The sequence below is a fragment of the Rhodococcus sp. 3258 genome, assembly GCF_031456475.1.
Classification (GTDB): Bacteria; Actinomycetota; Actinomycetes; order Mycobacteriales; family Mycobacteriaceae; genus Rhodococcoides; species Rhodococcoides fascians.
On the sequence record NZ_JAVDUT010000001.1, the window covers coordinates 1,367,553 to 1,393,802 of the forward strand.

Below are 26,250 nucleotides of genomic sequence, written 5' to 3' on the forward strand. Positions count from 1 at the left end.
TCAGTGCTCTCCTTCTTGTTCGAGTTTCTCTGCGCGCTCGGCCCGGCGGTCCCTCCTGACGACGTACAGCACCGCGGCCACGATGATCAACGCAGGCGCGACCGCCGGAATGGCCAGCACCACAGAGTGATCGGCGAGATAGACGACGTCGGATGCTGCCGTCATACGGAGCTCGAATCCAGCGTCCTGCGTGACACCGATGCTCCCGGGGTCTCGGTACTGATGCGCACTGCGCCCCACGACAGAGCCCAGATCAGAGCCAGAGTGCAGACGAGCACAACCAGTGATGCGGCACCGAACAGCCACGCCGGGTGATCGAAGCTCCGCTCACGCTGCAGCAGCGCAGTCTCGCTCTGCAACTGCCGCGTGAACTGGGCGTCGGCCGAGACCTCGGACGCGCCGATGCCGGGATCGGCCGCCATGAAGATCGGCGTTCCGGTCAACATTCGACCGTCCTGGATACGCAGGAACGTCTTCCACGTTCCGTGCGCCGGAACCGGACGGGTCGACCGATACATCCCCGGCCCGGTCCGTTCGAGACGATCGACGACCAGACCACGCAGAGTGTCACCGGCACCCTGCCACGCCAGGATCGCCACCCACTCGGGGTCGTCGGACACCAGATCGGCTGGATCGAGACGGACCGTCGCCGTCACCATCCGGCCACCGTCCTGCGGCGCAGCATCGGCGAGAGTGACCGTCGCCGTTGCGTTGTCCGGTACGTCGATCATCAAACCGTTGGCTGTTGCGCCGCCGAGGACGAGTACCAACGCGACGACGATCGTGCGCCGGACGGCAGGTGCCGGCAGCCCGTCCCCGCTGAGCAGTTGCGCGAACAGTCCCGCCGTCAGCCCACACATGACGCCGACGGGTACTGCCATCGCAAGTGCCTCGACCCACATCGACGTCGGCCACGGATACACGAATACCGCATCGATCCACAACGATTCGAGCCACAGGCCCACGGTTGCGGCAGCGAATCCAGCGAGTATTCCGAATCGAAGTCTGTGCACCACGAGCGGAGTGAGACCGACGAGTTCGACCACCACCGCGATTCCGAGGAACAGTGCGAAGACGTTGTGTGGTTCACCCAGCACCGGACCGACGACGAATGCCGTCAGCTCACGAATGACGGCGGCGAATGCGACGACGAACAGAGTCGCGCCCCGTCCCACGACCAGTCGTGCTGCGACGAGCGCGAACGCTCCGGCACCGACGATGAGCATCGGTTGGAATACCAGCCGGAACTGCTCGACTCCGAAGTCGAACTCGATCTGGAACACCGACAGTCCGATGAGGAGACCACCGAATGCGCTGGCTTTGAGAACCCAGGACAACACCGAGCGTCTGGGTCCCTGCGCAGTTTCGTCCACCTCGTCGGGGGACGTCTGCTGCGCCGCGGCCAGCGCCAGTCTGCCTTCGTGCTCGAGCAGCAGGACTCCGATGAGAGACAGTCCGGCACCGCCGATCAGCATGAGGTGAGTCGGCCCCCACAGCGTGACGTCCTGGCCGAAGATGCGGTGCCAGATGTCGTCCAACGGAAAACCGATGAGCGCATACAGTCCACTGCCCGCGATCAGCAGACCGCCCGTGGGCGCATACCAGGTGCGGGTGATCTTGACGGCCGCACGACCGGGCTTCTCGTCGAGCGGCAGGATGATCGCCAGCGCGCCTGCGATGAACAGGAAGAACAAGCCCACCAGGATGAAGTAGTGGGCCGGGTTGGCCAGTGGCCCCTCGTCGCGCCCTCGTCCGATGTGCAGGCTGACGTCCCAGATGAACCCGAAGAATGCCGTCAGGATCGTCGAGACAAACAGGACCAGAGGCAACGCAGCCCAGCCGGGTAGGTTCAGCTTCGATCCCGCGAAGTCCGCCAGCCTCGCCAACCACGTGATGCGGCGAGTGCGGTGCATGAATGCCAGATACAGCAGAAACAGCGAGACGACGGCCGCGGCTGCCGTCATACCGAAGACCTGGTCCAGCGCCGCGCCTCCGCTTTCCGACTGAGCAATGACGTTACTCATCGTCACACTTACTTTGACCATAGCGAGAGTATGAACCATGGCGCGCTGTTTCGGTGAAATTCGGAACAATCGGTGGCTCGCTGCTCTGCGATCTAGTCCTACAGAGTGATGTGCGCCCGAGCCTTCGATGATTGACTCTCGTGCGGAAGGGAGCCGTCCGATGAGTAAGTCCGTCCCACGCGACCGCTGGTCGCTCGTTCTGTTGGCATGTGCAGGAGCACTATTGGTGGCCGCGTTCGTTCTCGGACCGGCCGCGCTGCTGCGCGGAAGCTACCCGCAGTTCCAGGATCAGTCCGCCATGGGCCCACTGCTCGGCCGTGGATTGGTCGAGTACTGGGGCAGCGGTGTTCGCACCTTCCCTCCCGGCTTGGCGGAGATGGTGGACTACTGGTTCGCCTGGCACGCCATCAAGATCGTCATCTCGATGCTATTGACCGTCGTTCTGGGTCTTTTGGCAGCGACGCTGTGGAGGCGATCCCTGACTGCCGGACTGGGTCACGTGATCGCTGCGACCAGCGCAACGGTGCTGTCGCTGTTGTCGGCGTTCGTGGCCGTGATCAACATCCAGTCGACGGTCGCTCCCGTCGTCGCCCTGCTTCCGATGCTCTCCGATGACGACGCGGACGGGAAGACGGCTCAATCACTGATCGAAAGCGGTGTGCGGAGCGGAGATACGCGGCCGCCTCTGCTCGAGCTGCTCACACAGGTCGAGCACTACAACTGGGCGGTCGTTGTCGCGACGGCCGTGGTGATCGCCGTTGTCGCTACCGGAACCGTGATCGCGTTCCGTCGGTATGTGAAGACGGACTCGGAAGATCGCCCCCACCGTCGGATGTTCGCCACCCTCGGGTCACTGGGCGCACTGATGACGATCGGGATGGCACTGCTGTTCATCGCGGCCGTCGTGGCCGTCGTCGATCCGGGAGAAGCGCTCCTCGGATCAGTCGGCTTGTGACTACTGCCGGCTGCGATCGCGGGCACGCGCGCGGAATTGTCCGATGGCGAGGATGGTCAACGCGACCCCCAGCAGGGTGAGCGGGATTTGGGCGCGGGGCGCGTCGATATCGAGTACGAGGATCTGCCACACCACCCACCCGATGGTCACCAACCCCACGAACACGACACACGTCGGAGCGTCGTACGCATCGACGAGCACAGCAGCAACCGAGATCAACGATCCGAGTCCGAGAAAAATCAACACGAACAGCCCGGAGATGCGGTAGTCCCAGGTATGCCACGCAGGGAGCATGTCGACATCCAAGCCCAGTGACCGCCCGGTGGGGTCGGAGGTCAACGACATTCCATTGAACGTTCCGGCTGCACCCAACAGGATCAGCAGTGCCACCGTCGAGAGCTTGTTCACGGTGACGTCATCGTTCGTCGTCCTTCGGTCGCGGGAGCAGCGTCGACCCGAGTTGTGACGGGCCCGCACGCATGACCGTTGATTCTGCCAGAATCGGGCCGATCGGTCTTGTTCTTCAACTGCAGCCCACGGCTACCGGGTCCGTTGATCGACGCAATGCCGCTGTGCACGGTTATCGCTGCGTGATTGCCGCTGGGTTTGTATCGAAGTAAATTTGCGGGAACGGCCGAGCCCGCGCCGCGTTTGGCCGTGCGATCACCATCGGTGGCGTCGGTCTACGGAAGTGAGTGGTGCGTGATGACAACCGAATCGGTAGATCGAGGTAGCAGCAGCGAGCCCGCACACTTGCGCGACGCAGCGGCCGTCTCGTCCGAGGTCGCAGGCTACGCACACGCGCTGGAGAATTTGAGATCGAAGCTGATGGCCCGGATGGACCTGTCCGTGATCCTGCAGGCCATGTGCACCGAAGTGGTTCAGGCCCTGACCACGGCGGACCTCGCCGGAATCACACTGGTCGACGAGGACGGCGGCCATCCGGAGACAGTCGCGTCCACAGATCCCCGCGTCAACGACGTCGACGCCGATCAGTACCGCAGCAACGAAGGTCCGTGCCTGGAGTCGGCACGAACTCAGCAAATGGTCCGGCTGTTGGTCAGCGATGTCGAAGATCGCTGGCCGCGGTTTGCGAACAACGTGTCCGGTCTCGGCGTCGAGAGCTATCTGTCGGCCCCTCTGACTGTCGACGACCGCCACCTCGGGGCCCTGAACATCTACAGTTACGACCCGCACGGCTTCAGCGAAATAGACGAGGCCCTGGTAGGGCTGTTCGTCAGCTCGATCGAAACCGCCGTGACGATATCTCGACGAGCGCGACATGCAGAAGTGGAAGTCGACGGGCTCCTGACCGCGATGAAGACCCGTGCACGAATCGAACAGGCCAAAGGAATCATCATGGCGATGCGCGGTATCGGCGCGGACGAAGCCTTCGCGTTCCTCTCCGAACAATCCCAGAACCGCAACATCAAAGTCACCGACATCGCCGCCACGTTGATCGCCTCGATCAATACCGAATCGCGCTGACTCCATTCGGCACCCCTCGACCGGCAGACTCACCACAACACTCACCGAGCACCTTCAGGAAGACATGACGACTCGATCCGCTGCGATTACGACGCTGGCTGCCGGATTGCTCGCTGCCACAAGCATTCTCACGCCCATCGCCGACGCGGCACCGGCAACGTCCATCGATGTGCTTCCGCGGCTGATCGACGGTGCCGCAGCGGGTTACGCACTGTCCTACACAACCACCGACGAGCACGGCCGTCCCGCGATTGCCCACGGACAGGTCTACCTCCCCTCCGGCACACCACCACCGGGAGGATGGCCGGTCGTGTCGTGGGCCAAAGGGACCGTCGGCGTGGGTGATTCATGCGCCATGAGCACAGCACTCGACGACGGTGCTGCCGAGGACCCCCTGGCCGTCGAGCTGTCCAAGCCCCTGCTCACCCAGCTGCTACGAAGCGGCACGGCCGTTGTCTCGACGGACTACATCGGGCTCGGAACCGCCGACGCCCACCACTACCTGAACAGCATTTCGGAGGCGAACGCCGTCACCGACATCGTCAGCGCTGCCGCAGACGAACTTCCCGAGCTGTCGCGCACCTGGGTTGCCGCCGGACACTCTCAGGGCGGCGCAGCAGCACTCACCACCGGGGTTCGCGCCGACATCTACGGAGAACGGTCGGATTTTCGCGGAGTGATGTCGTTCGCACCGTCGTCGAACCTCGAAGCCGTCCTTCCACTGCTCTCACCCACCACTCCCCGAATCGCACCTCTCGACAACATCACGGCCACCATGATCTACGTCCTGTACGGGCTCAGGGACTCTCGGCCGGATCTCGACGTGAACAGCTATCTCAGCGAACTTGGGCGCGACTACCTGGCGCATGCAGAGGACAATTGCATCAGCGACCTACGACAGAAGGCCAGTGCCGTTGCACCACAACAGCTCCTCGCTCGATCGCTCTCCGACCCCGCCATGACCTCGGCTATCCGCGACTACCTATCCGTGCCGACCACCGGTTACACACGGCCGGTGACCATCGAGCAGGGGCTTGCCGATACCGTCGTGCCGCCGGCTCTGACGACCGCCCTCGCTGCGGAACTGGCGGCACAGGGCATCCGCGACGTGACCTACCTGCCCGTGCCCGGTGCCACTCATTACGACGTCATTGCCGCAACCGTCGACGACGCCCTGCCCCGCATACTCGACATGTTGCGCTGATCAGCCACCGACATGCGGTGGACGACGATCACTGCCGAGCACGTCGTGCATTTCCCCGAGCAGTCGTCGCAGTAGCGATTCCAACTGCTCTTTCTCCCGAGCAGTGAGGTTCTCGAGCAGCTCCGCCTCCCGTCCCAGTACCTCGTCCACGAGGCGTTCGACTGTGCGATGGCCGGATTCGGTCAATTCGACGTCGACCTGCCGTGTTCCATCGGAACGGGGATGACGGACGACCAGACCCTGCTGCTCCGCACGATCGACGCGTTGGGTGATCGCCCCAGCCGTGACGAGCGCCGCGCCGGCGAGATCCCTGGTGCTGAGACGGTACGGAGGCCCGGCTCGGCGAAGCGTCGACAACAGATCGAGGATGGCCGAGTCGGCTCCGGACTGCCTCAGCAGACGCGACCGATCGTCACCGAACAGCTTGGCTACGTGAGCAATACGAGTCACGATGGCAATCGAGTCGACCGGCGTATCCGGGCGCTCCCTCGTCCACGCCATCGCTATCGCGTCGATGGGATCATCCGGATCGAGATCGGTCACTGTTCGCTCCCCGCTGTCATGTGCTGTAGCTTCGTTTAGGTCTAAACGAAGTCTACAACGTCGAGGAGATCGAAGTGACACGAACAGTCGTGGTAACCGGAGGCGGCACCGGCATCGGACGCGCGATAGCAACCCGCTTCGCAGAAGACGGTGCGCGCGTGATCATTACAGGCCGACGGCTGACCGCTCTCGAACACGCCGCCCGAGACATTGCCGGAAACGTCGAAGCGGCTTCGGTCGATGCAACCGATGCAGAGGCCGTGACGGAGTTCGCAGCAGCAGTCGGGCCGGTCGACGTACTGGTCAACAACGCCGGCGGCAACACCGACTTCGACCGCACATCGCCGAACGGCCTGAGCGACATTGCCGATTCGTGGCGAGCGAACTTCGAGTCCAACGTGCTCACGGCCGTCCTGATGACCACCGGCCTGCTTCCGCGAATGAACGACGGCGGTGCCATTGTCACCATCGGGTCGATCGCCGCAGACAAAGGATCGGGCTCGTACGGCGCGGCCAAGGCCGCCATTGCGTCATGGAACATCGACCTCGCACGGCAACTCGGTTCGCGATCCATCACCGCGAATGTTGTTGCACCCGGCTACATTGCCGACACCGAATTCTTCCGCGACGTCCTGACCGACGACGCGAAGGACGGTATGGCCGCATCCGCCATGACCGGACGCGCCGGAGCACCACGGGACATAGCCGAGATGGTGGAATTCCTGACATCCGATCGCGCCCGTCAGATCACCGCCCAGACATTCGCCGTCAACGGCGGTGAGTGGCCATCCCGTTAGGTCGACGCATTGGCCGCACGAAGGACCGCGTCGAGAGTGGCGGACAGAACGGAGCGATCGATCCCTGCCGCCCATCGAGGGCCAGTGGCAGTGCGATATTCGAGCATCGAGACCGCATCACTGTCGTTGCCGGCTCGCACACTCGTCTGCGTCAGACCGAGGATGTCCACGTGCCTGCCATGAGCAGACAACGCGTCGACGAGTGCCTCGACGGGTCCGACTCCCGTGTGTGAAGTCTCGAAGGACGTGCCGTCGATCTTCAACGTGATGCAGGTGTCGGCGGACCCGTCGTCGTCGTGAGAGTCGAAACCGATCAGGGTCACGCCGGGTTCGGCGACACCGATGTACACCTCCTGGAAGACGTCCCAGAGTTGCTCTGCCGACAGTTCGGTGCCGATCGAATCCGTGCGGGCCTGCACGTGCCGGGCGAGGTCGATTTGCAGGCGACGCGGAAGTTCGATGCCGTAGTTGGTTTCGAGGAGATACGCGATTCCTCCCTTACCCGATTGCGAATTGACGCGAATGACCGCGTCGTACGAGCGACCGATGTCGTCGGGGTCGATCGGCAAGTACGGCACCCGCCATTCGATATCGCGCTCGGAACGGCCTTCGCTCAGCGCCCGACCGCGATGCTCGACGAAACCCTTCTTGATGGCGTCCTGGTGCGTACCGCTGAAGGCGGTGTGCACGAGGTCGCCGACATACGGATGCCGCGGGTGAATCTCGAGCTGGTTGCAGTATTCGACGGTGCGTCGAATCTGATCGATGTCGGAGAAGTCGATCATCGGATCGACACCCTGAGCGTGCAAATTCAACGCGAGAGTGGCGATGTCGACGTTTCCGGTGCGCTCGCCGTTGCCGAATACGCAGCCCTCCACCCGCTGCGCTCCGGCCAGGACGGCCAGCTCGGCGCAGGCAATGCCCGTCCCGCGGTCGTTGTGTGGATGCACCGACAGGATCACGCTGTCTCGTCGCGCAAGGTTGTCGTTCATGTACTCGATCTGGTCTGCATAGACATTCGGCGTCGCGACCTCCACTGTGGCAGGCAAATTCAGGATGACCGGCCGCTGCTGCGTCGCGTCCCACAGAGTCGTCACTGCATCGCAGACATCGAGGACGTAGTCGGGTTCGGTGAGATTGAAGACCTCGGGTGAGAACTCGAATCGCACGTTGGGCAAGTCGCCGGCAAGTTCGAGAACGTCGGCCGCGCCCGAAAGTATGAGTGAGCGAAGCTCGTTGGCCTCCCGGCCGAGCACGACCTCGCGCCACGTAGGAGCCGTGGCGGTGTACATGTGGATCACGACGTCGTTGGTGATTCCGCGGATCGACTCCACGGTTCGCTCGATCAGGTCGCGTCGAGCCGGGGTGAAGACGACCACGGTGACGTCGTCGGGTGCCAGATCGGTGTGTGCCAGCAGCCGCACGAAATCGAAATCGGTCTGCGATGCCGAGGGATACCCGACTTCGATTTCCTTGTAGCCCATCGCAACCATCAACTCGAAGAACTGCTTCTTGCGGGCAGGATCCATCGGCTCCGGCAACGCTTGGTTGCCGTCGCGCAGATCGACCGGCACCCACAGCGGTGCCTCGGTCAACCGTCGCTCCGGCCAGCGACGCTTGGTCAGCAGAATGTCGACCTTGGCGTAGACGTCACGGTAACGATGCGACGGCATCTGGGAGTGCCGCTGCCGATTCCAGGTGGGCGCGCCGGCGGGAACGGGTCCGGCGGGAGTGGACAGAGTGGGGAAATCTGTGCGCATACGAGCAATGTAGCACCACTCCTCAGACAAGCTGAGGAGTATTATTCGACTGTGACCGCGATACGCCGAACCTCGCTGGCCGATCAGGCCGCCGAACTGTTGCATGCCAAAATTCAGTCCGGTGAGTGGCCGGTCGGCACCAAACTGCCAGGTGAAACCACCCTTGCCCCCATGTTCGACGTCGGCCGATCGACGATGCGCGAGGCCATCAGACAACTGGCGGGGCGCGGAATTCTCGTCACCCGGCAGGGATCCGGAGTCTTCGTCGAATCGGTCGACGAGGCGCGGACGGACTGGGACAAAGTTCTCCAGCGCTCACACATCACCGTCGTCCTCGAGGCCCGCCTCGCCATCGAAGGTGAGGCGGCAGCTCTCGCCGCGGTCCGACGCACTCCCACCGACCTCGACGCCATCCGTCGCTCACTCGAGCTACGCAACACCGCTCGCGCCGACGCGGTCGATCTGGTGGAGGCGGACATGGCTTTTCACCGCTCCATCGTGGTCGCGTCGCACAACGACATCCTGCTCGAACTCTTCGACTCCATGGCCCCACGGTTACGGACCGCGATGATCGACATGCTGAAGATCAGGGGCGCGTTCGGAGAGGACTCGGACCACGACACCCACGCCGACGTCGTCGAGGCAATCGCCGCACGCGAAGAGCACCGCGCTCACGCGCTCACCCGCACACATCTACTGGAGTTGTCGACGACCATCGCCCCTCCGACGTGAGCACCGGCCGGTCAAGCCTTGTCAGCTACTAACACCGTCCGAGTACAGAATCCGGTGCAGCTGACCGCGCTCACCGCGGTCAGCTGCACCGGATTTTCACCGTTGCGTGGTTGTCCTCGTGGTGTCCGCCAGCGCGCCGACCCTGCTGTCGATCGGTGCCCTCATCGTCCTTGCCGTCGTGCTGCACAACTCGCTGGGCCTCGCGGTGGGCTACGGAATCGGTAGGGCATGCGGACTCGATGTCGCCAGCCGCCGTGCGATCAGCGTCGAAGTCGGTATGCAGAACTCCGGCTTGGCAGCGGCACTGGCCTCGGTCCACTTCTCACCCGCTGCAGCACTCCCCGCGGCGATCTTCTCGGTGTGGCACAACGTATCCGGATCGCTGCTGGCCAGCTACTGGTCCAGACGGTCGACGGGTGCCGATCACCGCCAGGACAGTACCGTCACACGGGACTGAGTCTTGGACGCAGCAAACAGAATTCGTTGCCTTCCGGATCCGCCAGCACGTGCCACGACTCCTGGCCGGTCTGGCCGATATCCACTCGTCGGGCACCGAGGGTGAGCAGTCGTTCGAGCTCGGCGTCCTGATCTCGATCGGTTGCATTGACGTCGATGTGCAGCCGAGGTTTCGCCGGCTCGGGATTCTCGCTAGGGATGAAGATGATGGTCGGCTGCGAGCCGCCGAAACCGTCGCGCGCACCGATCTCGACGGAACCGTCACCCTCCCTGTCCAATACGACGAAGTCCAACACCTCACACCAGAACGATGCCAAGGCCTCGGGATCGCGACCTTCGAGTACCAATTCGCTGATTCGACATGCCATGGGCGGGAATTTACACCTGCCCCGGCGTCGGACATGCCGTGTTCACGGCCTTTTCGCGCGAGAAATGAATCCCCGTCGTCCGAAGGCTCGCAGGCGGTCCTTCGCAGTACGCGAGCGCAGGGACGTGGTGGACGCACCCGCGTTGTCGCGCATACCCTGAATGACCTCTCGGGCCACGTCCGGACCATCGATTCGCGGAGTCCAGTCCAGGTCCCGTCGAGCGCGGTCGGTGTTCAACATCGGGGTGGCGAACGCGAGATCGACCCAACCGTGATGGACTGCGGACACGTGGGTCTCGAAGCCGAGGCGCGCAGCAGCAGACAACACCCGAGAGGGCACAGGCACGATGCGCGCACCGAACGCGTCGGCCACGTCGTGGGCTCGCACGGGCGTCGGGCCGCCGAGGTTGTAGGGCCCGGTTGCACGCCTATCCAGCACTCGCACAATGGCATCGGCGACATCGTCGCTGTGTGCGGCCGGAACGGCGAACGACCTGTCGATGGGCAGGATCGGCAGATGATCGACGATTGCCGACGGCACGAGATCGGGCAGGGCGTAACGCAACAGCGCACTCCCGAACTCGTACTGGCCGATCAGACCCGGCCTGATTCGAGCGACCGCGACGTCGGGATGTGCTGCCTCGAACTCGTCGTGCACATCCTCGGCGGCAGCCTTGTCCATGCTGTAGGTCGACGAGGACACCCCCGTTCTCGGCCACGACTCGTCGACCTTCTCGCCGTACGACCCTGGTGCGTACACCCCGCCGGAAGACATGTGCACCAGATGAGGAACTCCGGCGTCCGCACAGGCAGTTGCCACCGTGCGCACTGCGTCGACATTGACTGCCCGCAGATAATCGCGATCACGCATCGGCTGGAAGGCGATGGCCAGATGAACCACTGCGTCTGCGCCGCGGCACAACGCGCGTAGCTCGTACGTTGCGTGTTCGCCGGTGAGATCCAGCGGAACCCAGTCGACTTGCTCGGCAAAAGGATTGAGGCTCGGCGGACGCCGCGCTACGGCGACAATGGAGTTGCCCGGATGCTCGTCGGTGAGCCTTCGCAGCAGGGCGGTGCCGACATTGCCGGTCGCGCCGATCACTACAGTTCGCATCTCTACCTCCGAAAATCGACCACAGTCGAAGTGCCCCCTGCACATCGATCGAAACCACACTGGCTCAGGAGTTTGAGCCGCCATCCTCCCGGGCATCGAATCACCATGAGTGAAAACAACGAACCGACCCTCGACGACGTCATGATCCCCACCGAGGAAGCTCACCCCGACCACAAAGAGCACGCCAAGACGCCGAAGCATCTCGACGACAGCGACCTCGACGCGCGTACCGAGCACGAGCGCAACGAAGTGAACTGACGGCCGAATCGAACGACCGTCATGGCGGTCGCATTTCCCGGTTTCCACCGAAAAACCCCGGGTATGCGATCGCCATGGCCGATTCAGCAGCATCACCCGCACCCACCGAGGCAGATCCGGACGATCCGCGCAAAGCGGATTCACCCGCCGATCTGACCAAGCCGTCGTGGATCTATGTACTGAAGAAAACCGCCCGTGAGTTCTCCCGGGATCAGTGCACCGACCTTGCAGCTGCTTTGACCTACTACGCCGTGCTCTCGCTCTTCCCCGCCATCCTGGCCATCGTGTCGTTGCTGGGTGTGTTCGGCCAGGGACAGGCCACGGTCGACGGCGTGCTGCAGATCGTCGGCGATCTCGGCCCGCAATCCGCTGTCGACACGTTGCGTCCCACCATCGAACAGCTCGTCCAAGCGCCCACTGCCGGATTCGCGTTGATCATCGGTATCGCAGGCGCACTGTGGTCTGCATCCGGCTACGTCGGCGCATTCGGCCGCGCGATGAACCGCATGTACGAGGTGGACGAGGGACGGCCCATCTGGAAGCTGCGCCCCGTGATGCTTCTGGTCACGCTCATCGCCTTGACCCTGATTGCGCTCGCCGCCGTCATGCTGGCCATCAGTGGCCCCGTGGCCAAAGCTGTGGGCGACGCCGTCGGACTGGGCGACACCGCACTGACGATCTGGAACATCGCACGCTGGCCGCTGGTCCTGATCGTGGTGGTACTCGCGGTCGCGATTCTGTACTACGCAACACCGAATGTGCAGCAGCCCAAGTTCAAATGGATCAGTTCCGGTGCCGCGGTCGGCATCATCGTATGGATTCTCGCCACCGTCGCGTTCGGCTTCTACGTCGCCAACTTCTCCAGCTACAACAAGACCTACGGCTCCCTTGCCGGAGCCATCGTGTTCTTGCTGTGGCTGTGGATCACCAACTTGGCCTTGCTGTTCGGTGCCGAACTGGACTCCGAACTCGAACGCGGCCGCCAACTCCAGGCCGGGATCGTCGCCGAAGAACGCCTGCAACTGCCGCCCCGCGATACCCGGGTATCGGACAAGAACGACGAAAAGGATGCGCAGGCTGTCGAAGAGGGTCGCAAATTGCGGGAGGAACACAACCGGACTCCGTGAACATCCCGGACGCCACCGACCGATCGATGAAACAGATCCGCGTGGTGCGCTGATCCGGTGTGGCGGTGCGAATGACGCAGAGAGGCAGGGCAACGTGGCCGAGGAAGAAAATACGGAAGAGTCCCGACGCGTGCACGCCCCGGACTCGGATAGCTTCGGCGCATCGATGTACGGACACCATCTGGAGGGGGTTGCACGAGTCAGCAAGAGGTGTGTCACCGACGCCGGCGTGGACGGAGCCGCGGTCGCCATCCTCACCGACGATGCCGATGCTCGGGATCTGCTGTACGCCACGAACTCCGAAGCTGCCCGCATCGACGAGCTCCAATTCACCACCGGCGAGGGCCCCTGTATCGATGCCTTCGTCACCGGGGTGCCGCAACTGCACCCGGACATCGGTAATCGGCCCGATACCACGGGATGGCCATCGTTCGCGTCGGAAGTTCTTCAGGAGCTCGGCGTGCACGGGGTGTATGCGTTCCCATTGCTCAGTGGCGGTGCTCGACTCGGGGTCCTCGAGCTCTACACCCAGAAGTCCGGAACTATGACGGCACAACAGATCACTGCTGCCCAGGCCGCAGCCTCGACCCTCGGTGACATCGTCGTCAGTGAAGTCGCAGCCCGACCGGACTTCTTCGACGAGTCGACACTTCGCCCACCCGACGGCCCATTCCGCTTCGCTCGGTCCGACATCAACATCGCAGTCGGTGTGTTGGCCGAACGTCTGCATGTGTCGCTCGACGAGGCAACCGCGCGGCTGCGTGCCCGTGCCTACGCCGACGCCCGCTCGATCTCCGCCCTCGCGTTCGACATCGTCCGCGGGGACGGCTTGTTCTACGACGACCCGGGGAGCGCGTGACATCGAAGCCCACCGTCCATCGACCACGAACGTCCGAGTTGACAGCTCCAACAACGAAAGAAGGCCGAACATGCCACCCATCCCTCGCCCGGATCAATCGTCGCCGGCACCCAACGGCCCGACCGGAGCTCGCGATACGAGAGCCCAGACCGGTGATTTCCTGACGACTGCGCAAGGCGTACGTCTCCCCGACACCGATCATTCGCTCAAGGCGGGCGATCGCGGCCCGACGTTGCTCGAGGACTTCCACCTCCGCGAGAAGATCACCCACTTCGATCACGAGCGAATTCCGGAGCGCGTCGTGCACGCACGCGGTGCCGCCGCACATGGAACGTTCGAGTCCTACGGGTCGGCGAAGACCGTGACCAAGGCAGGATTCCTCGCCCAGAAGGGCAAGCGGACACCGGTTTTCGTCCGCTTCTCGACCGTTCTCGGATCGCGTGGTTCCGCCGACACCGTCCGCGACACCCGCGGTTTCGCGGTCAAGTTCTACACCGACGAAGGAACCTTCGACCTGGTCGGAAACAACATGCCCGTCTTCTTCATCCAGGACGGCATCAAGTTCCCCGACATCATTCATGCCGGCAAACCGCAGCCCGATATCGAACTGCCGCAAGCTCAGTCGGCACACGACTCCTTCTGGGACTTCGTCTCGCTGCACACCGAGGCAACTCACCACGTCATGTGGAACATGAGCGATCGAGGTATCCCGCGCTCGTATCGCACGATGGAAGGCTTCGGCGTCCACACGTTCCGCCTCGTCGCCGAGAACGGCGAGACCAGGCTGGTCAAATTCCATTGGAAGCCGCTTGCCGGAGTGCATTCGCTGGTATGGGAGGAAGCCCAGATCGCAGCGGGCGTCGATCCTGACTTCCATCGACGCGACATGTCCGACGGCATCAAGGCCGGTGCCCCACTGGAATACGAGTTCGGAATCCAGGTCATGCCCGACGATGGCACCGAGACCTACGAGGGCATCGATCTGCTCGATCCCACGAAAATCGTTCCTGAAGAACTGGTTCCGGTGCAACCCATCGGCAAGCTCACCCTCGACGCTAACCCCACGAACTACTTCGCCGAAACCGAGCAGGTCGCGTTCCACACGGGCCACCTGGTGCCGGGCATCGAAGTCACCAACGATCCACTGATGCAGGCGCGTCTGTTCTCCTACCTGGACACCCAGATCACGCGTCTCGGCGGCCCCAATTTCTCGCAACTGCCGATCAACCGGCCGCATGCACCTGTCAACGACATGCTGCGAGACGGCATGCACCAGACCGCCGTCCACACCGGCCTGGCCCCGTACCTCAGCAACTCCGTCGACGACGGAGAAACAGCGGTAGCAGGTGAGAAGGACCACGGTTACGTGCAGACCGAACGCCTCATCGAAGGACGCGCAGTACGAGCGAACCCCGCATCCTTCGACGACCACTTCACCCAGCCCACCATGTTCTATCGCAGCCTCAGTGCCGTCGAGCAGGATCACCTCGTCGAGGCATTCACGTTCGAGTTGGGCAAAGTGTTCGAGCAATCGATCAAGGAACGCGAGCTCGAGGTTCTCTCGAATGTCGACGCCGATCTGTGCGAGCGCGTCGCCGCCGGCCTCGGCCTGCCTGCACCAGTCGGCACACCCGCTGAGGACGTGCTGCTCTCCCCCGCACTGTCTCAGATCGTCGAGGCTCCAGGACCGATTGCCGGACGCAAGATCGGCGTCATCGCCGACGCCGGATCGGACCTGTCCGGAATCGGCAAGCTACGGACGGCAGCCGCGCGCCGCGGTGCCACAGTGCACGTCATCGCTGCGGCCGGCGGCATCCTCGGTAAAGGCGTGCGCACTCAGGTGGTCGAGCGAACATTCCTCACAGTTCGTTCGATCGAGTTCGACGCTTTCGTCGTCGCGGGCGGAACAACACCGACGAACGACATCAAGCTGATCCTGCTGCTGCAGGAAGCATTCCGTCATTGCAAAGCGATGGGTGCCTGGGGCGACGGAGCGGCACTGCTCGAGCAGGCCGGAATCGGTGCCGACGACGCAGGCGTCGTCATCGGCGAGACAGCGGTGAAAGCGTTCAACGACGCGTTGCTCGCTGCGGTCGGATTGCACCGAGCCTGGGATCGTGCCCCCGCGGTGATGGCGTCGAACATCCCGCCTGCAGTCCCCGACAAGCCTGCTCGTAAGCGGGCAGCCAAGGCCAAGGCCAGGAAGTAGGGCTACCCCGACTGGGGCTCGGTCAGCATCGCTGCCATGTCGTCCAACTCGAAGTACTGGGCGATTGCGTGCGCCGATCGAGCCCCGGCTGCGGGGTCCGCGCCTGCCTTCAGCAACATCCTCACAATGGGCGTCGACCGACGAAACACCGCGGCCGCCAACGCTGTTTGACCGTTGTCGTTCACGCGATCCACCGCAGCCCCCAGCGTCAGAAGCATGCTCACCGCACCTGGTTGTACGTGATACGCCGCCAGAATCAACAGTGTGTCGCCCTTGTCGTTGGTCAGGTCGACGGACCCTCCGGCCTCGAAAAACGACTGCAACCACGAGGCATCACCGCTGCGCGCGCAGTCGAATGCATGCCGAAACACAGCCAGAACATCGTCGTCCAGAACATCGTCGTCGTCCACCAACACATGATTCCCCGAGCGACGAGATTCAACCGAGGCATCGTCCGATCCAAGTCGACGGTGAACGGCACGCATCGTGGTCACCGGTCCAAAGTGAAGTACATCAGCGTGATGCGTCGCCGCATGACAGTGAGGTACATCGCGGCAATGAACACCCCGGGCCCCATCGCAGCTGCTTCGCCGGTGATGAGCCGAACCGGCCGAGGGTTCGTACGCTGGTCGTAGTCCAGTGCTGCGTGGTGCCCGTCCTGGGCGGTCGTGATCGCGAAGTCACCGAATGTGCGGGGTCGTCGGCGACCGATCCACAGGTTGGTTCCAGTGTTGCCGTCGAATCTCTTGCCGCGCCATATCGGGCGCGCGAGCATCGCGACGATGGAGGTGATCGGAGTGCGCAGCATGCCCGGAAGTCGTTGCAGAGCAATCAAAGACACTATTCTTCCGGTGTAGTCGCCGGCAAGGACGACGGGTGACGGCGAGGCGTTCATCAGCGACGCCAGATCGGCGAAGCCGAGACCGTCACGAGATGTCGGTATCGGAGCAGTGGCGTCGACGAGGCTGTGCAAGCGAATTGTGTTGTCTTTCATCGGATTCTCCTGACAGGTGTTCTAGAGCCCAGAGGTTTCTGGGCATCGGTGGATCTGGTGGCTGATGCGTTCGGCCATTGCGGCGATGGTCATGGCGGGCGGAATGCCCGGCGCGGACGGCAGTATCGACCCGTCGGCGACGAAAAGTCCGGGATAGTTGTGAACCTGCCCGGAGGTGTCGACCACGCCGTTCGTCGGCGACTCGGCCATCGGTACTCCACCGAGTGGGTGGACCGAAGCCAGACGCGTGCTGCCGCGACCGAAAGGCGCATTGACGATCGTGCGTTTCGCCCGGTAGCCCGACGCGATCGCCGTGGCGTGCTCGGCGAGTCTCTCGAACAATTCGGAATCGTCGTCGCGGTTGGTGCCGAGGTGAAGATTGCGCCCGTCGTAGGTGGCCTCCGACGCGATACGGTCCGCGCCCATACCGATCAGCAGGGCAGTTCGTGGCAGCAATCTCGCCACCGCGGCGGACGGGGCCATGTGGTGCAGGCGAAGCCCCACCTCGGCAGTGAGGAAATCACGTCGGCCCTCCGCGGTCAGATACGCAGTGATCGGCGGTCCTGCAACGGAATCGACTCGCTGCGCGGTCCGATGAACCACGGTCACCATGTCCCCGTTGGGGGTGAAGCCACGTCCCAGGGCGGAGCTGACAAGGGGCAGCGTTCCGAGCCGGTCGCGAGCGTCGAACAGGAGCCGCATCGTTCCCAGCGTTCCCGCCGACAGGATCAATCGAGGTGCAGATTCGACATAGCTGCGACCGCGTTCGTGGTCTCGGTACCGCACCTGCCATCCGCCGTCGGGTGTCTGCGACATGGCGACGACCTCACTCATGGCCCGCAACTCGGCTCCGTGACGCAGCGCCATCGGCAGATAGGTCGTTCCCATCGTCGCCCTACTCGGTTTGCCATGGGGATGGCTCGTGAGAGCCAGATCGGGAAAATGCACCGGGCCCAGTCCCGCTGCGGTCACGGCGCGGTCGAATGCGCGCGCCTTCTGCGGAATCGGCGCAACCGGACGTGGGGCGAGCATTGTTCGGACCGCGTCGATATGTGGCCGCATCTCGGCTGCGTCGATGCAGTCGGGGAAAGCGTCGAGGTAGGCGTCCGGTGGTGGCACCTGCATGTCGGTGTAGACGAGAGATCCGCCGCCGACCCCGCTGGACACCACACAGGTCAACCGGTCGAACTGATGTAGCTCGTACAGTCCGTGACGGCGGACTCCGACAGACATACTGCGTGACCGAGTGGAATATCGGATCCCTCGCACCATATGCAATGGGCCCGTCCGACCCGATGTGGGAACCCGGTCGCCATCCCACCATGCCCCACGTTCGAGAATCAGAACCCGGTGGCCGCCTTCTGCCAGTCGTGCTGCAGTGACCGCACCGCCGAATCCAGACCCGACGACTATGGCGTCCCACGTGGGCTTCGTCATGAACCCACACGACCGTTCACGCTGCCCTGCGCGGTGAGAGCACGACCGTCGAATCGATCGAACTCGTGCCACACCTTCTTCGGGGACACCCGCCGTCGCAGTGCCAACGACAACGCCGAGACAACGGCCCCGACCAAGTAGGTTCCCCCGACAATCAGTTCGTCGACCACGCGACTTCCCGGTACCGAGTGCCCGCGCATCCGGCGAATCAGCGCTTCTGCGGTGTTGCCGGATACGTTCAGCAGCGTCATGAATCGAACGACGGTATCGAGGTCACGGATTTGCTGTGGGCTGTACCGGTTTTCCATCCGACGTTCGAGCACCTCGTCGGCACGACCGAGACCGTTCGCCGCTCTGCTCTGCGCCCACACCACCGCGATCAAGACATCGTCGGTCGCGTCGGCCGGATCCAAGCCGACCAGCCGCGCCAATCCGTCGCGGTCGGCACCGGAGGTGATCGCGGCGTCGTCGTGCATGAAAGCGCAGAACTTGCAGTCGTTGACCATCGCAACGGCGAACATGACCTGCTCACGCAGCAGCGGATCGACGCGGGTCGGTGTCCAGACGGTGACAAGGCTGCGTCCGCGCCTGAGCAGAGTGCCGACATCACGCGTCATGGCGGCCGCAGTGAACGTGCGTTTACGGAAAGGGGGCACTGCATCGGTGTGCCGACCGGGTTGAGCTTCCATGTTCGCCACTTCCTTCGATCGATGTGAAGCGAAATGTAATCACCGATAACATTTTGATCGGTGATCGCACAGTAGGCGCTGCCTGCCTAGACTGTCAACGGGGCACGGGAAGACAGGATCGGGAGGAGTGGTCACAGTGGGCGGAGCAGCTGCACCATCGCGTCGAGAAGCACGGCGTCGGGAGACCGTCGACGAGATCAAGACGCGGGCTCGTACGCATCTGGCCGAACACGGGCCAGGCGGGTTGTCCCTACGTGCTGTCGCACGGGAAATGGGAATGTCCTCGGCGGCGATCTACCGGTACTTCGACAACCAATCGGCCTTGATCGGAGCGCTCTGCATCGACGCATACACCGCGCTGGGCGACGCCATCGACGCCGCTCGAACCGACGTAGACTCACATGATCTGCAGGCCCAGTGGTGGGCCATGGGCCACGCAATCAGACAGTGGACGCTCGCACACCCCCACGATTTCGCGCTGATCTTCGGCACCCCCATCGCCGGCTTTCACGCCGACGCCGCAGTGACCGGCCCGGCAGCAAGCCGCGCACTACTTTCACCGATGGTGGTCTATCTCGCTGCGGTCGAGAACGGATCGGCAGACCTGACTCGGTGTCAGATCCCCGAACTGCTCGCGCCCGGAGATCTCGGGGCCTACTTACTCGATTTGCAGGAGACCGCTCTGGCGAAAGATATCGATCGCCAACATCTTCTGCGCATAGCGGCGGTAGGACTCAACGCCTGGGCGTCGATCTTGGGTTTTCTCGTCTCCGAACAGTTCGGCAATTTGCCACGCCTGGTCTCGAGTGTGGACGCGCTCTACGACTCACACCTCCGGACGGTGTTGTGCGGGATGGGGTTCGACGTGCTACCAGCGACTGCGTGAGTGCCGTGCACGGAGCGAGACCTCGCGTACGGACCCAACGACGTGGGAGAATCGTGTGGTCCACGGACATGCGGCGTCTGTCGCGTCCGACAAGGTTGGGGGGAGCATCATGACCGGTCCGGTTGCTCAAGGTAGTGCGATGAAGCGGCGAAACCCCGTTGTCGTGTGGATCCTGTTGCCGCTCATCACTCTCGGCATCTACCACTTCGTCTGGTACTACCTCATCCACCGTGAGATGGCGGACTTCGACCGACGCAAGGTCGACCCGCCGGTCGTCGGACCACTGCTGGTTCTGCTCCTCCTCGGCTGGACCATCATCGCGCCGTTGATCAGCTACTACAACACAGGAAACCGCATCGCCGACGCCCAACGCGCGGCCGGCCTTCAGCCGACGTGCAGCTCGGTCGTCGGACTTCTGCTCACGTTCGTCTTCGGCCTGCAGTCCCTGTACTACCAGCTGGAACTGAACAAGATCACGGCCCGATACAACGACGTACCGCCGGGAACCGTTGTGCCGCTCGCGGTGTGAATCGCGAAACCGAAACCACGAAAAGGACCCGATGACCACCCTCCATCACGCACCGCTCTCACGCGTCGATCCGAGCACTCTGTACCGCATCTTGGCCCTTCGAGTCGCGGTATTCGTACACGAACAGAAGATCGTCGACGAGGCCGAACTCGATGGCGCGGACCTACTACCGACGACCGAACTGTTCTGGATCCAGGACGAGAACAGCGAGGTGTTGGCCACTCTCCGAGTGCTCGTCGACGACACGGTCCACATCGGCCGCGTCGCGACCGCGACTGCCGGCCGTGGCCGCGGATATGCCGGACAGCTCGTCGAGGCCGCCCTCGAGGCATACCCCGGGGTGGTCGAGATGTCCGCGCAAGCACACCTCGAAAAATGGTACGGCCGATTCGGATTCACTCGAGTGGGAGAGCAATACCTGGAAGCGGGAATCCCGCACGTGAAGATGTCCACCCATCCCAGCTGAATCAGCCCAGTGTCGGTGCGTGTGCAACTTGTGCTCCACTCTGCGCCCCGAGTCGGAGAATCCTCGCGACCGAGGCGTCGAGTGGAGCGTCAATTGCTCAGGGTCGGCTCCGCGGATGCGAGGCTGCAACGATCGATCCCCCGAGCACGAGTGCATTGCCGAGCAGAATGCCCGTCACCCCGAACGGGCCGGCAAGCGCGCCGACCGTCAGTGGGATGAGGATCTGCGCAGATCTGTTGGCCGACATGCGCAATCCCAGCGCCTCCCCCTGCGTGGATTTCGGCACGATCGACACCACCCACGACATGGTCAGTGGCTGCGGAATACCCAACGCGATGCCGAGTGCAATCATGACTCCGATGGCTCCGACGGCCTGTACGAACGGCAGCACGGCGAGAGCGGTCGCGCCCGCCGCCAGCGAAACATTCAGCAGCACAGTGCGACCGAACTTCGCGTCGAGTCTGCCCAGCCCCACTCGGCTGACCACCGACACCCCGGCACGCAACGCCAGCAGCCACCCCACCGTCGTCACCGACACCCCACGCTCGACGGCCCACGCGGGCACGAAGGCATAGAGCAGATCGACCGTCACGAGCACCGCGCCGCTGACCGTCAACGATTGCCACATACCCGGCAGCTTCAGCAATTTCAGCCCCGACGCTTCCCCTTCGGCAGGCTTCTCGGCACGAATGTGGTTGCGGCCGACCATCAAGAACAGTGCGGTGGGGAGCGCGACCGCGGTGAAGGCACCGGCAGTGAGGATGCCTGCCGTCGTGTTCGGGCTCTCGATGCTCGCGCCGCCGAATCTCGACGCGACGGCCGTCACGGCGAGCGGCCCCACCAACTGACCCATCGACGCGGCGGCAGTCAGTGCGCCGAAGGCACTTTCGTTCTTGCCGTCGACGTGGGCGTGTGCAACGAACGCCTGCTGCCCGATCATGATGAGCAGATTGCCCAGTCCGAACGCAGCCGTGCACACGAGCAACGCCCACATTGCCGAAAACGTGACGAGTACACCGGTTGCGATCGAGCACAACACGATTCCCGAAACGATCACCACCGGCCCGCCGAACCTGTCGGCGATGCGCCCGATCGGCAGGGCCGCCAATACTGCGGGCGCAGCGAAGAGTGCCGCAATCACCGCAAGCGTTCGAGTGTCGGCACCCTCGGCGATCGCCCGATAGCCGATCATCAACCGCACCCCGACCCACCCGGCCTGCGCAGTCGTCGCCTGAACGGTCAGAGCAATGGAGTCACGAGAAGGCATCAGCGCAAGGGAATTTCGTCGGTTCCTCCGACCAACCTCGACACGTCGTTGATGTCGTCGCGCACCGCCCCGTATCGATCGGGATCCAGGTGGAAGATGGCCAACTGCAGCGCGTACGCAATGGCGATGGGAATGATGAGGGTGTTGTATTCCGAATCGTCACCACGTTGGGCGACGAGCAGATGCGTCGGCGCGGGCCTGAAGTGATATCCCGGCGCGTCGCTGATCAGGATCGACGTGCCGCCGCGTCGTTCCGCTTCACGGACCAACGCGGGCAGCTGAGACGGTGCCTCGCGCAGTGCGAATGCGATAAGAACGGAGCCCTCAGTGAAGCTGACGAACCGCTCGGCGAGGTCCTTCCCTCCGAGCCCGAGCTCGACGACCACCAGGCCGAGTCTGCGGAGCCGTCGTGCCAGCATGTCCAACGCGGGCCGCTCGTCGGCCTTGGAAAACAGGTAGACCACCCGCGAACGGTGAATGGCTGTAGCCACCTCCACCAACTGCTCCTGTGGGATGAAACTCGACAATCGTTCGAGAGCACGCGCCTCGTCGCGAGCGAACACGGCAAGCTCGTGACCGGTGTCGCTCCTCATCAGTGCCGATGCCGCAACCGGTTCGAGGCTGTCGCGCTCCAGGTCGGCACGAAGGTCGGGGAAGCCGCTGTAGCCGAGCTTCTGCGCAAGACGCACTACCGTCGACTCATGCGTCTGTGCACGGGCTGCGACCGGGGCCGCCCGCAGACTCGACGGTTCAGGCTCTCCGAGAAGTACTGCGATGACACGTTTTTCGGACGCGCTGAGCGATTTCCCGCTACTGGCAACCACTGTTCGGAAGCTCATACCCTCCACTTTCCACTGTGTCTGTTGACACACTCAACCACAATCCTGTAAACCTGTGCAAGATTGCAAGTGACGTGAAGCACAGCAATCCGGCCGACCCCTCCAGGCCACATCCGAACATATCGTCAGAAAGGCAGCCGGCCGTGAAGATACTGCTCGGCACACAACACACGATCGAATGGATCGTGCTCGGCGCGACGCTGGTCGTCGGCTTGGCGACCGTCACCATGGCAACCGGGTACGGCATCGCCGCCGAACCCGGCGTCGGCGCGGGCTTCCTGCCCCTGGTGGGCGGCCTCGGAATGATCCTCGGCGGCGCGATGTGGGCGATACAGCTCGTCCGAGCGCCGCGGGTGACGGCACCCGAACCGGAACTCGAATTCGAACCCGCCACCTCTGCGGCCGTCGCGTTCCTCTCCAGCGACAACGAGGAAGACGCCGACGAGACCGAACTCCCCGACCGCGCCGGCTGGACCAGAATCGGAGTGGTCGTCGCCGCGATTGCCGGCGCGGCACTGGTACTCCCCACCCTCGGCTACACGCTCTCGATGGCGCTGATGCTCGCCGTCGTGTTGACGTTCGTCGGGAAGCGCACCCCAGTGGTTGCCATCGGCGTCGCAGTGGCCACCACACTCGCCACCCGACTGGTGTTCGACGTCTGGCTCGGCACCGCACTGCCGGCTTCCTCCATTCCGTTCCTCGCCGATTGGGGGTTGTGAGTCATGGGATTTCCCGATCTGATGGCAGGCTTCGTCAACGTCCTCACTCCGACGCATCTGCTCTTCGCACTCCTCGGCTGCGTACTGGGCATGCTCGTCGGCGTCCTCCCTGGGTTCGGCCCCGCCGCCGCGGTGTCGCTGCTGATCCCGATCACCTTCGGCCTCGACGCCACCACGGCGCTGATCATGCTCGCCGCCATCCTCTACGGCGCAGCATTCGGCGGCACTGTCACCGCGGTCCTACTGCGCATTCCCGGTGAGGCGTCGTCCATCGCAACGACACTCGACGGCTACGAGATGGCCAAGAGCGGACGCGGCGGTCCCGCCCTCGTCGTTGCCGCACTCGCGTCGTTCGTCGGCGGACTGGTCGGCGTCGTCGGATTCGTCGTCGTCGCCCCGTTCAGCCGATTCGCACTTGAATTCGGTGCTCCCGAACTGTTTCTCGTCGCACTACTCGGCATGGCCCTGATCACCAGCTTCTCGGGCAACAACCCCGCGAAAGCGCTGATCAGTGTGGGGCTCGGCCTGGCCATCGCGTCGGTGGGCATCGACTCCGGCCAAGGCATCCAGCGGTTCACGTTCGGCATGCCGGAACTGTTCGACGGCGTCGCACTCGTGGCCGTTGTGATGGGCTGCTTCGGTCTCACCGAAATTCTCATCCAAGCCCGCTCGGCGGGCGGTGCCGGCCGACGACCACTCGCCGTCGGAAAGCTGCTGCCCACCAAGACGGACATCACCAGGTCTGCAGGCCCCACGATGCGCGGCTCCGTCATCGGCTTCTTGATGGGCCTGCTCCCCGGATCTCCGGGTGCTGCAACCTCATTGGCGTCCTATGCGATGGAGAAGAAGCTCACCAAGCGTCCCGGGCAATTCGGTAAGGGTGCCGTCGAGGGTGTCGCCGGACCGGAATCGGCCAACAACGCACTCGCACTGTCGTCGATGATTCCGCTCTTCACCCTCGGCATCCCCACCTCCGCGACCGTAGCCATCATGGCCAGCGCCTTCACCATCAACGGTCTGATCCCCGGCCCACTGTTGTTCCGCGACAACCCTGAAGTGGCCTGGACCATCATCGCCAGCTTCCTCGTCGGCAACATCATTCTGCTGATTCTCAACGTGCCACTGGTTCGCCTGTGGATTGCCGTACTGAAGATCCCGTTCCACTACCTGATGGCGATGATCCTGGCCTTCATGTTCCTGGGCGTCTACAGCATCAACGGCAGCGTCTTCGACATCTTCATCATGCTCGGCGCAGGCGTCATCGGATACCTGTTCCACCTCACCAAGATTCCTCTGACTCCACTGGTGCTGGCCCTGATCCTCGGGCCTCTGCTCGAGGAGAACTTTCAGCGTTCACTCTCGCTCTCTCGCGGGGACTACGGCGTCTTCGTCGAAGGTCCCATCAACAAGGTTCTCCTGCTCGTCTTCATCGCAGCCGTTCTGTTCGGAATGCTGCGCCCCGTCCTCGCTCGCATCCTCTCCCGCCGCGCCACCCAAACCCAGCCCATCAAGGAGCCCGTCTCATGAGAACACTGCCCACCCTGGTCGCGGCCATCTCCGCTGCCGCCCTGATTGCCGGATGCGGCTCGAGCACAACCGATTCCGGAGCGCCGTTCCCACGGAACGGTGCCACCGTCGAATGGGTCGTCCCGTCCGCCGCAGGCGCAGGCAACGACATCCTGGCCCGAATCATGGCCCCCGCCATGGAGACCGAACTGGGTGTACCGGTCAAGGTCGTCAACAAGGAGGGCGGCAGCCAGGTCGTCGGACTGAACTACCTGGCCAACGCCAAGCCGGACGGTGAGACCATCGGCTTCACCAACATCCCGTCGATCCTCGGGCGATACCTCGACCCGAGCAAGAAAGCCGGGTTCGATCGCGAAAGCTTCTCGCCCATCGGTTCGTTCGCTTCCAACGACATCGTGATCGGGGTCAACAAGTCCAGCCCGTACAAAAACATTGCCGAGCTCTTCGACGCCGTCAAGGCCAACCCGGGGTCCATCACCGTGGGCACCGATTCCAGGGCCGGCGACGACCACGTCAACCTCCGCACCCTCGAAGACACCCTCGGCCTGGACTTCAACATCGTCCACTACAACAGTGGTGCCGACAAGATCTCGGCCCTGGTCTCGGGTGAGACCGACTTCGCCCTCGGCGGAGTCTCGAGCTTCTACGGCCAGTTCGCATCGGGGGAGGTGAACATCCTCTCGGTACTCACCGAGGAGCAGAACAAGCTCATCCCCGAGGTACCGACGCTGGCGAGCGAGGGATACGACGCCCCGTTCATGACCAACAACTTCGCCATCAGCGCTCCCGCGGGCACCCCGGACGCGACGATGACCACGCTGCAGAATGCCCTCGAGACTGCACTGGCCGATCCGGCGGTCGCCGAGAAGCTGACCGGCGCAGCGACGCAGCCCGATTGGGTCTCCGGTGCAGACGTCGCGACCTTGTGGGAACAGCGTGAAACCGAGATCGAACCGATCATCGCCGAACTGCTCGCCGACCAGCAATAAGTCACCCGAAAGGCA

The 26,250-nt window shown here is 63.5% G+C and carries 29 protein-coding genes and 1 pseudogene; 16 read left to right on the forward strand and 14 right to left on the reverse strand.

What is annotated here, in order from left to right; all coding sequences use genetic code 11:
* Entirely contained in the window at nt 1-165 is a 165-nt protein-coding gene (locus tag J2X62_RS06315; RefSeq protein ID WP_310178740.1) for a hypothetical protein, read from the reverse strand.
* Nucleotides 162-2,045: a hypothetical protein gene (locus J2X62_RS06320; protein ID WP_310178743.1), complete on the reverse strand. Its 1,884-nt coding sequence runs from the start codon at nt 2,043-2,045 to the stop codon at nt 162-164. The genes J2X62_RS06315 and J2X62_RS06320 overlap by 4 nt, the downstream gene beginning before the upstream one ends.
* Nucleotides 2,046-2,184: 139 nt before the next feature.
* Here J2X62_RS06320 and J2X62_RS06325 point away from each other — a divergent pair, with 139 nt between their 5' ends.
* The gene (locus tag J2X62_RS06325; RefSeq protein ID WP_310178746.1) at nt 2,185-2,979 is read left to right on the forward strand and encodes a hypothetical protein; all 795 of its coding nucleotides are present in this window, start codon (nt 2,185-2,187) and stop codon (nt 2,977-2,979) included.
* On the opposite strand, the gene J2X62_RS06330 is transcribed toward J2X62_RS06325, so the two are convergent.
* Nucleotides 2,980-3,387: a hypothetical protein gene (locus J2X62_RS06330; protein ID WP_045841083.1), complete on the reverse strand. Its 408-nt coding sequence runs from the start codon at nt 3,385-3,387 to the stop codon at nt 2,980-2,982. It lies immediately after the preceding gene.
* Between the two features lie 297 nt (nt 3,388-3,684).
* Here J2X62_RS06330 and J2X62_RS06335 point away from each other — a divergent pair, with 297 nt between their 5' ends.
* The gene (locus tag J2X62_RS06335; RefSeq protein WP_310178753.1) at nt 3,685-4,467 is read left to right on the forward strand and encodes a GAF and ANTAR domain-containing protein; all 783 of its coding nucleotides are present in this window, start codon (nt 3,685-3,687) and stop codon (nt 4,465-4,467) included.
* 64 nt (nt 4,468-4,531) lie between these two features.
* Nucleotides 4,532-5,671, forward strand: coding sequence for an alpha/beta fold hydrolase (locus J2X62_RS06340; protein ID WP_310178756.1), 1,140 nt, complete (start codon nt 4,532-4,534; stop codon nt 5,669-5,671).
* Here the strand turns inward: J2X62_RS06340 and J2X62_RS06345 are convergent, their stop codons facing one another.
* The gene (locus J2X62_RS06345; RefSeq protein WP_032367011.1) at nt 5,672-6,214 is read right to left on the reverse strand and encodes a MarR family winged helix-turn-helix transcriptional regulator; all 543 of its coding nucleotides are present in this window, start codon (nt 6,212-6,214) and stop codon (nt 5,672-5,674) included.
* Between the two features lie 74 nt (nt 6,215-6,288).
* Between J2X62_RS06345 and J2X62_RS06350 the strand changes: the two genes are divergently transcribed.
* Nucleotides 6,289-7,011: an SDR family oxidoreductase gene (locus tag J2X62_RS06350; RefSeq protein WP_310178762.1), complete on the forward strand. Its 723-nt coding sequence runs from the start codon at nt 6,289-6,291 to the stop codon at nt 7,009-7,011.
* Here J2X62_RS06350 and J2X62_RS06355 read toward each other — a convergent pair.
* A complete protein-coding gene (locus J2X62_RS06355; protein ID WP_310178765.1) occupies nt 7,008-8,771 on the reverse strand; it encodes a 2-isopropylmalate synthase in 1,764 nt (587 codons plus the stop codon). The two genes, J2X62_RS06350 and J2X62_RS06355, sit on opposite strands and share 4 nt — an antisense overlap.
* A gap of 51 nt (nt 8,772-8,822) precedes the next feature.
* Here J2X62_RS06355 and J2X62_RS06360 point away from each other — a divergent pair, with 51 nt between their 5' ends.
* Nucleotides 8,823-9,503, forward strand: coding sequence for a FadR/GntR family transcriptional regulator (locus J2X62_RS06360; RefSeq protein WP_310178768.1), 681 nt, complete (start codon nt 8,823-8,825; stop codon nt 9,501-9,503).
* Between the two features lie 118 nt (nt 9,504-9,621).
* Nucleotides 9,622-9,960, forward strand: coding sequence for a bile acid:sodium symporter family protein (locus J2X62_RS06365; RefSeq protein ID WP_201245346.1), 339 nt, complete (start codon nt 9,622-9,624; stop codon nt 9,958-9,960).
* Here J2X62_RS06365 and J2X62_RS06370 read toward each other — a convergent pair.
* A complete protein-coding gene (locus J2X62_RS06370) occupies nt 9,947-10,327 on the reverse strand; it encodes a VOC family protein (protein ID WP_032367016.1) in 381 nt (126 codons plus the stop codon). The genes J2X62_RS06365 and J2X62_RS06370 overlap by 14 nt on opposite strands.
* 42 nt (nt 10,328-10,369) lie before the next feature.
* A complete protein-coding gene (locus tag J2X62_RS06375; protein ID WP_310178774.1) occupies nt 10,370-11,440 on the reverse strand; it encodes an NAD-dependent epimerase/dehydratase family protein in 1,071 nt (356 codons plus the stop codon).
* 105 nt (nt 11,441-11,545) lie between these two features.
* On the opposite strand from J2X62_RS06375, the gene J2X62_RS06380 reads away from it, so the two are divergent.
* The 4 genes from J2X62_RS06380 (at nt 11,546) to J2X62_RS06395 (ending at nt 15,893) form a co-directional block, all read left to right on the forward strand.
* Nucleotides 11,546-11,698 (forward strand): hypothetical protein, encoded by a 153-nt coding sequence (locus J2X62_RS06380; protein ID WP_167326464.1) that lies wholly within the window; start codon nt 11,546-11,548, stop codon nt 11,696-11,698.
* A 74-nt stretch (nt 11,699-11,772) separates the two neighbouring features.
* Nucleotides 11,773-12,825: a YihY/virulence factor BrkB family protein gene (locus J2X62_RS06385; RefSeq protein WP_032367019.1), complete on the forward strand. Its 1,053-nt coding sequence runs from the start codon at nt 11,773-11,775 to the stop codon at nt 12,823-12,825.
* Nucleotides 12,826-12,919: 94 nt separating this feature from the next.
* On the forward strand, nt 12,920-13,684 hold the full coding sequence (locus tag J2X62_RS06390) for a GAF and ANTAR domain-containing protein (RefSeq protein WP_310178786.1): 765 nt from the start codon (nt 12,920-12,922) through the stop codon (nt 13,682-13,684).
* Between the two features lie 70 nt (nt 13,685-13,754).
* On the forward strand, nt 13,755-15,893 hold the full coding sequence (locus J2X62_RS06395; RefSeq protein WP_310178789.1) for a catalase: 2,139 nt from the start codon (nt 13,755-13,757) through the stop codon (nt 15,891-15,893).
* Between the two features lie 2 nt (nt 15,894-15,895).
* Here the strand turns inward: J2X62_RS06395 and J2X62_RS06400 are convergent, their stop codons facing one another.
* The 5 genes and pseudogenes from J2X62_RS06400 to J2X62_RS06415 all read right to left on the reverse strand — a co-directional run bounded on the left by J2X62_RS06400 (nt 15,896) and on the right by J2X62_RS06415 (nt 19,013).
* On the reverse strand, nt 15,896-16,303 hold the full coding sequence (locus tag J2X62_RS06400; protein ID WP_230592012.1) for an ankyrin repeat domain-containing protein: 408 nt from the start codon (nt 16,301-16,303) through the stop codon (nt 15,896-15,898).
* 80 nt (nt 16,304-16,383) lie between these two features.
* Entirely contained in the window at nt 16,384-16,887 is a 504-nt protein-coding gene (locus J2X62_RS06405; RefSeq protein WP_032392152.1) for a hypothetical protein, read from the reverse strand.
* Between the two features lie 21 nt (nt 16,888-16,908).
* Entirely contained in the window at nt 16,909-18,120 is a 1,212-nt protein-coding gene (locus J2X62_RS06410) for a GMC family oxidoreductase (RefSeq protein ID WP_032406097.1), read from the reverse strand.
* 105 nt (nt 18,121-18,225) lie between these two features.
* A pseudogene (locus tag J2X62_RS25430) lies at nt 18,226-18,324 on the reverse strand (NAD(P)-binding protein); the annotation flags it as partial.
* Nucleotides 18,321-19,013 carry a carboxymuconolactone decarboxylase family protein gene (locus tag J2X62_RS06415; RefSeq protein WP_032367024.1) on the reverse strand — a complete coding sequence of 231 codons (693 nt, stop codon included), beginning with the start codon at nt 19,011-19,013 and terminating at the stop codon, nt 18,321-18,323. The pseudogene J2X62_RS25430 and the gene J2X62_RS06415, both read right to left, overlap by 4 nt.
* Nucleotides 19,014-19,149: 136 nt before the next feature.
* Here J2X62_RS06415 and J2X62_RS06420 point away from each other — a divergent pair, with 136 nt between their 5' ends.
* The 3 genes from J2X62_RS06420 (at nt 19,150) to J2X62_RS06430 (ending at nt 20,894) form a co-directional block, all read left to right on the forward strand.
* Nucleotides 19,150-19,899 (forward strand): TetR/AcrR family transcriptional regulator, encoded by a 750-nt coding sequence (locus tag J2X62_RS06420; protein WP_052060406.1) that lies wholly within the window; start codon nt 19,150-19,152, stop codon nt 19,897-19,899.
* A 139-nt stretch (nt 19,900-20,038) separates the two neighbouring features.
* Nucleotides 20,039-20,428 (forward strand): DUF4234 domain-containing protein, encoded by a 390-nt coding sequence (locus J2X62_RS06425; RefSeq protein ID WP_230073142.1) that lies wholly within the window; start codon nt 20,039-20,041, stop codon nt 20,426-20,428.
* 31 nt (nt 20,429-20,459) lie between these two features.
* Nucleotides 20,460-20,894: a GNAT family N-acetyltransferase gene (locus tag J2X62_RS06430; protein ID WP_032406096.1), complete on the forward strand. Its 435-nt coding sequence runs from the start codon at nt 20,460-20,462 to the stop codon at nt 20,892-20,894.
* A gap of 97 nt (nt 20,895-20,991) precedes the next feature.
* Here the strand turns inward: J2X62_RS06430 and J2X62_RS06435 are convergent, their stop codons facing one another.
* Together J2X62_RS06435 and J2X62_RS06440 are read right to left on the reverse strand one after the other, a co-directional pair.
* Complete coding sequence (locus J2X62_RS06435; RefSeq protein WP_094621372.1) at nt 20,992-22,161, reverse strand: MFS transporter; 1,170 nt, start codon at nt 22,159-22,161, stop codon at nt 20,992-20,994.
* The gene (locus J2X62_RS06440) at nt 22,161-23,000 is read right to left on the reverse strand and encodes a MurR/RpiR family transcriptional regulator (protein ID WP_080729394.1); all 840 of its coding nucleotides are present in this window, start codon (nt 22,998-23,000) and stop codon (nt 22,161-22,163) included. The genes J2X62_RS06435 and J2X62_RS06440 overlap by 1 nt, the downstream gene beginning before the upstream one ends.
* A 143-nt stretch (nt 23,001-23,143) precedes the next feature.
* Between J2X62_RS06440 and J2X62_RS06445 the strand changes: the two genes are divergently transcribed.
* From J2X62_RS06445 to J2X62_RS06455, 3 genes are read left to right on the forward strand one after another with little or no spacing between them, the layout of a single operon-like run.
* The gene (locus J2X62_RS06445; RefSeq protein ID WP_204857743.1) at nt 23,144-23,719 is read left to right on the forward strand and encodes a tripartite tricarboxylate transporter TctB family protein; all 576 of its coding nucleotides are present in this window, start codon (nt 23,144-23,146) and stop codon (nt 23,717-23,719) included.
* A gap of 3 nt (nt 23,720-23,722) precedes the next feature.
* Entirely contained in the window at nt 23,723-25,246 is a 1,524-nt protein-coding gene (locus J2X62_RS06450; protein WP_306902011.1) for a tripartite tricarboxylate transporter permease, read from the forward strand.
* On the forward strand, nt 25,243-26,235 hold the full coding sequence (locus tag J2X62_RS06455; protein ID WP_032367030.1) for a tripartite tricarboxylate transporter substrate binding protein: 993 nt from the start codon (nt 25,243-25,245) through the stop codon (nt 26,233-26,235). The genes J2X62_RS06450 and J2X62_RS06455 overlap by 4 nt, the downstream gene beginning before the upstream one ends.
* The last annotated feature ends 15 nt before the right edge of the window (nt 26,236-26,250 follow it).

Excerpts from the sequence above, each read along its gene's own strand:
- J2X62_RS06315 (WP_310178740.1), bottom strand. The coding sequence starts at position 165 with ATGACGGCAGCATCCGACGTCGTCTATCTCGCCGATCACTCTGTGGTG.
- J2X62_RS06320 (WP_310178743.1), bottom strand. The coding sequence starts at position 2,045 with ATGGTCAAAGTAAGTGTGACGATGAGTAACGTCATTGCTCAGTCGGAA.
- J2X62_RS06325 (WP_310178746.1), top strand. The coding sequence starts at position 2,185 with ATGAGTAAGTCCGTCCCACGCGACCGCTGGTCGCTCGTTCTGTTGGCA.
- J2X62_RS06335 (WP_310178753.1), top strand. The coding sequence starts at position 3,685 with ATGACAACCGAATCGGTAGATCGAGGTAGCAGCAGCGAGCCCGCACAC.
- J2X62_RS06340 (WP_310178756.1), top strand. The coding sequence starts at position 4,532 with ATGACGACTCGATCCGCTGCGATTACGACGCTGGCTGCCGGATTGCTC.
- J2X62_RS06355 (WP_310178765.1), bottom strand. The coding sequence starts at position 8,771 with ATGCGCACAGATTTCCCCACTCTGTCCACTCCCGCCGGACCCGTTCCC.
- J2X62_RS06370 (WP_032367016.1), bottom strand. The coding sequence starts at position 10,327 with ATGGCATGTCGAATCAGCGAATTGGTACTCGAAGGTCGCGATCCCGAG.
- J2X62_RS06375 (WP_310178774.1), bottom strand. The coding sequence starts at position 11,440 with ATGCGAACTGTAGTGATCGGCGCGACCGGCAATGTCGGCACCGCCCTG.
- J2X62_RS06380 (WP_167326464.1), top strand. The coding sequence starts at position 11,546 with ATGAGTGAAAACAACGAACCGACCCTCGACGACGTCATGATCCCCACC.
- J2X62_RS06385 (WP_032367019.1), top strand. The coding sequence starts at position 11,773 with ATGGCCGATTCAGCAGCATCACCCGCACCCACCGAGGCAGATCCGGAC.
- J2X62_RS06395 (WP_310178789.1), top strand. The coding sequence starts at position 13,755 with ATGCCACCCATCCCTCGCCCGGATCAATCGTCGCCGGCACCCAACGGC.
- J2X62_RS06405 (WP_032392152.1), bottom strand. The coding sequence starts at position 16,887 with ATGAAAGACAACACAATTCGCTTGCACAGCCTCGTCGACGCCACTGCT.
- J2X62_RS06410 (WP_032406097.1), bottom strand. The coding sequence starts at position 18,120 with ATGTCTGTCGGAGTCCGCCGTCACGGACTGTACGAGCTACATCAGTTC.
- J2X62_RS06415 (WP_032367024.1), bottom strand. The coding sequence starts at position 19,013 with ATGGAAGCTCAACCCGGTCGGCACACCGATGCAGTGCCCCCTTTCCGT.
- J2X62_RS06425 (WP_230073142.1), top strand. The coding sequence starts at position 20,039 with ATGAAGCGGCGAAACCCCGTTGTCGTGTGGATCCTGTTGCCGCTCATC.
- J2X62_RS06430 (WP_032406096.1), top strand. The coding sequence starts at position 20,460 with ATGACCACCCTCCATCACGCACCGCTCTCACGCGTCGATCCGAGCACT.
- J2X62_RS06435 (WP_094621372.1), bottom strand. The coding sequence starts at position 22,161 with ATGCCTTCTCGTGACTCCATTGCTCTGACCGTTCAGGCGACGACTGCG.
- J2X62_RS06440 (WP_080729394.1), bottom strand. The coding sequence starts at position 23,000 with ATGAGCTTCCGAACAGTGGTTGCCAGTAGCGGGAAATCGCTCAGCGCG.
- J2X62_RS06450 (WP_306902011.1), top strand. The coding sequence starts at position 23,723 with ATGGGATTTCCCGATCTGATGGCAGGCTTCGTCAACGTCCTCACTCCG.
- J2X62_RS06455 (WP_032367030.1), top strand. The coding sequence starts at position 25,243 with ATGAGAACACTGCCCACCCTGGTCGCGGCCATCTCCGCTGCCGCCCTG.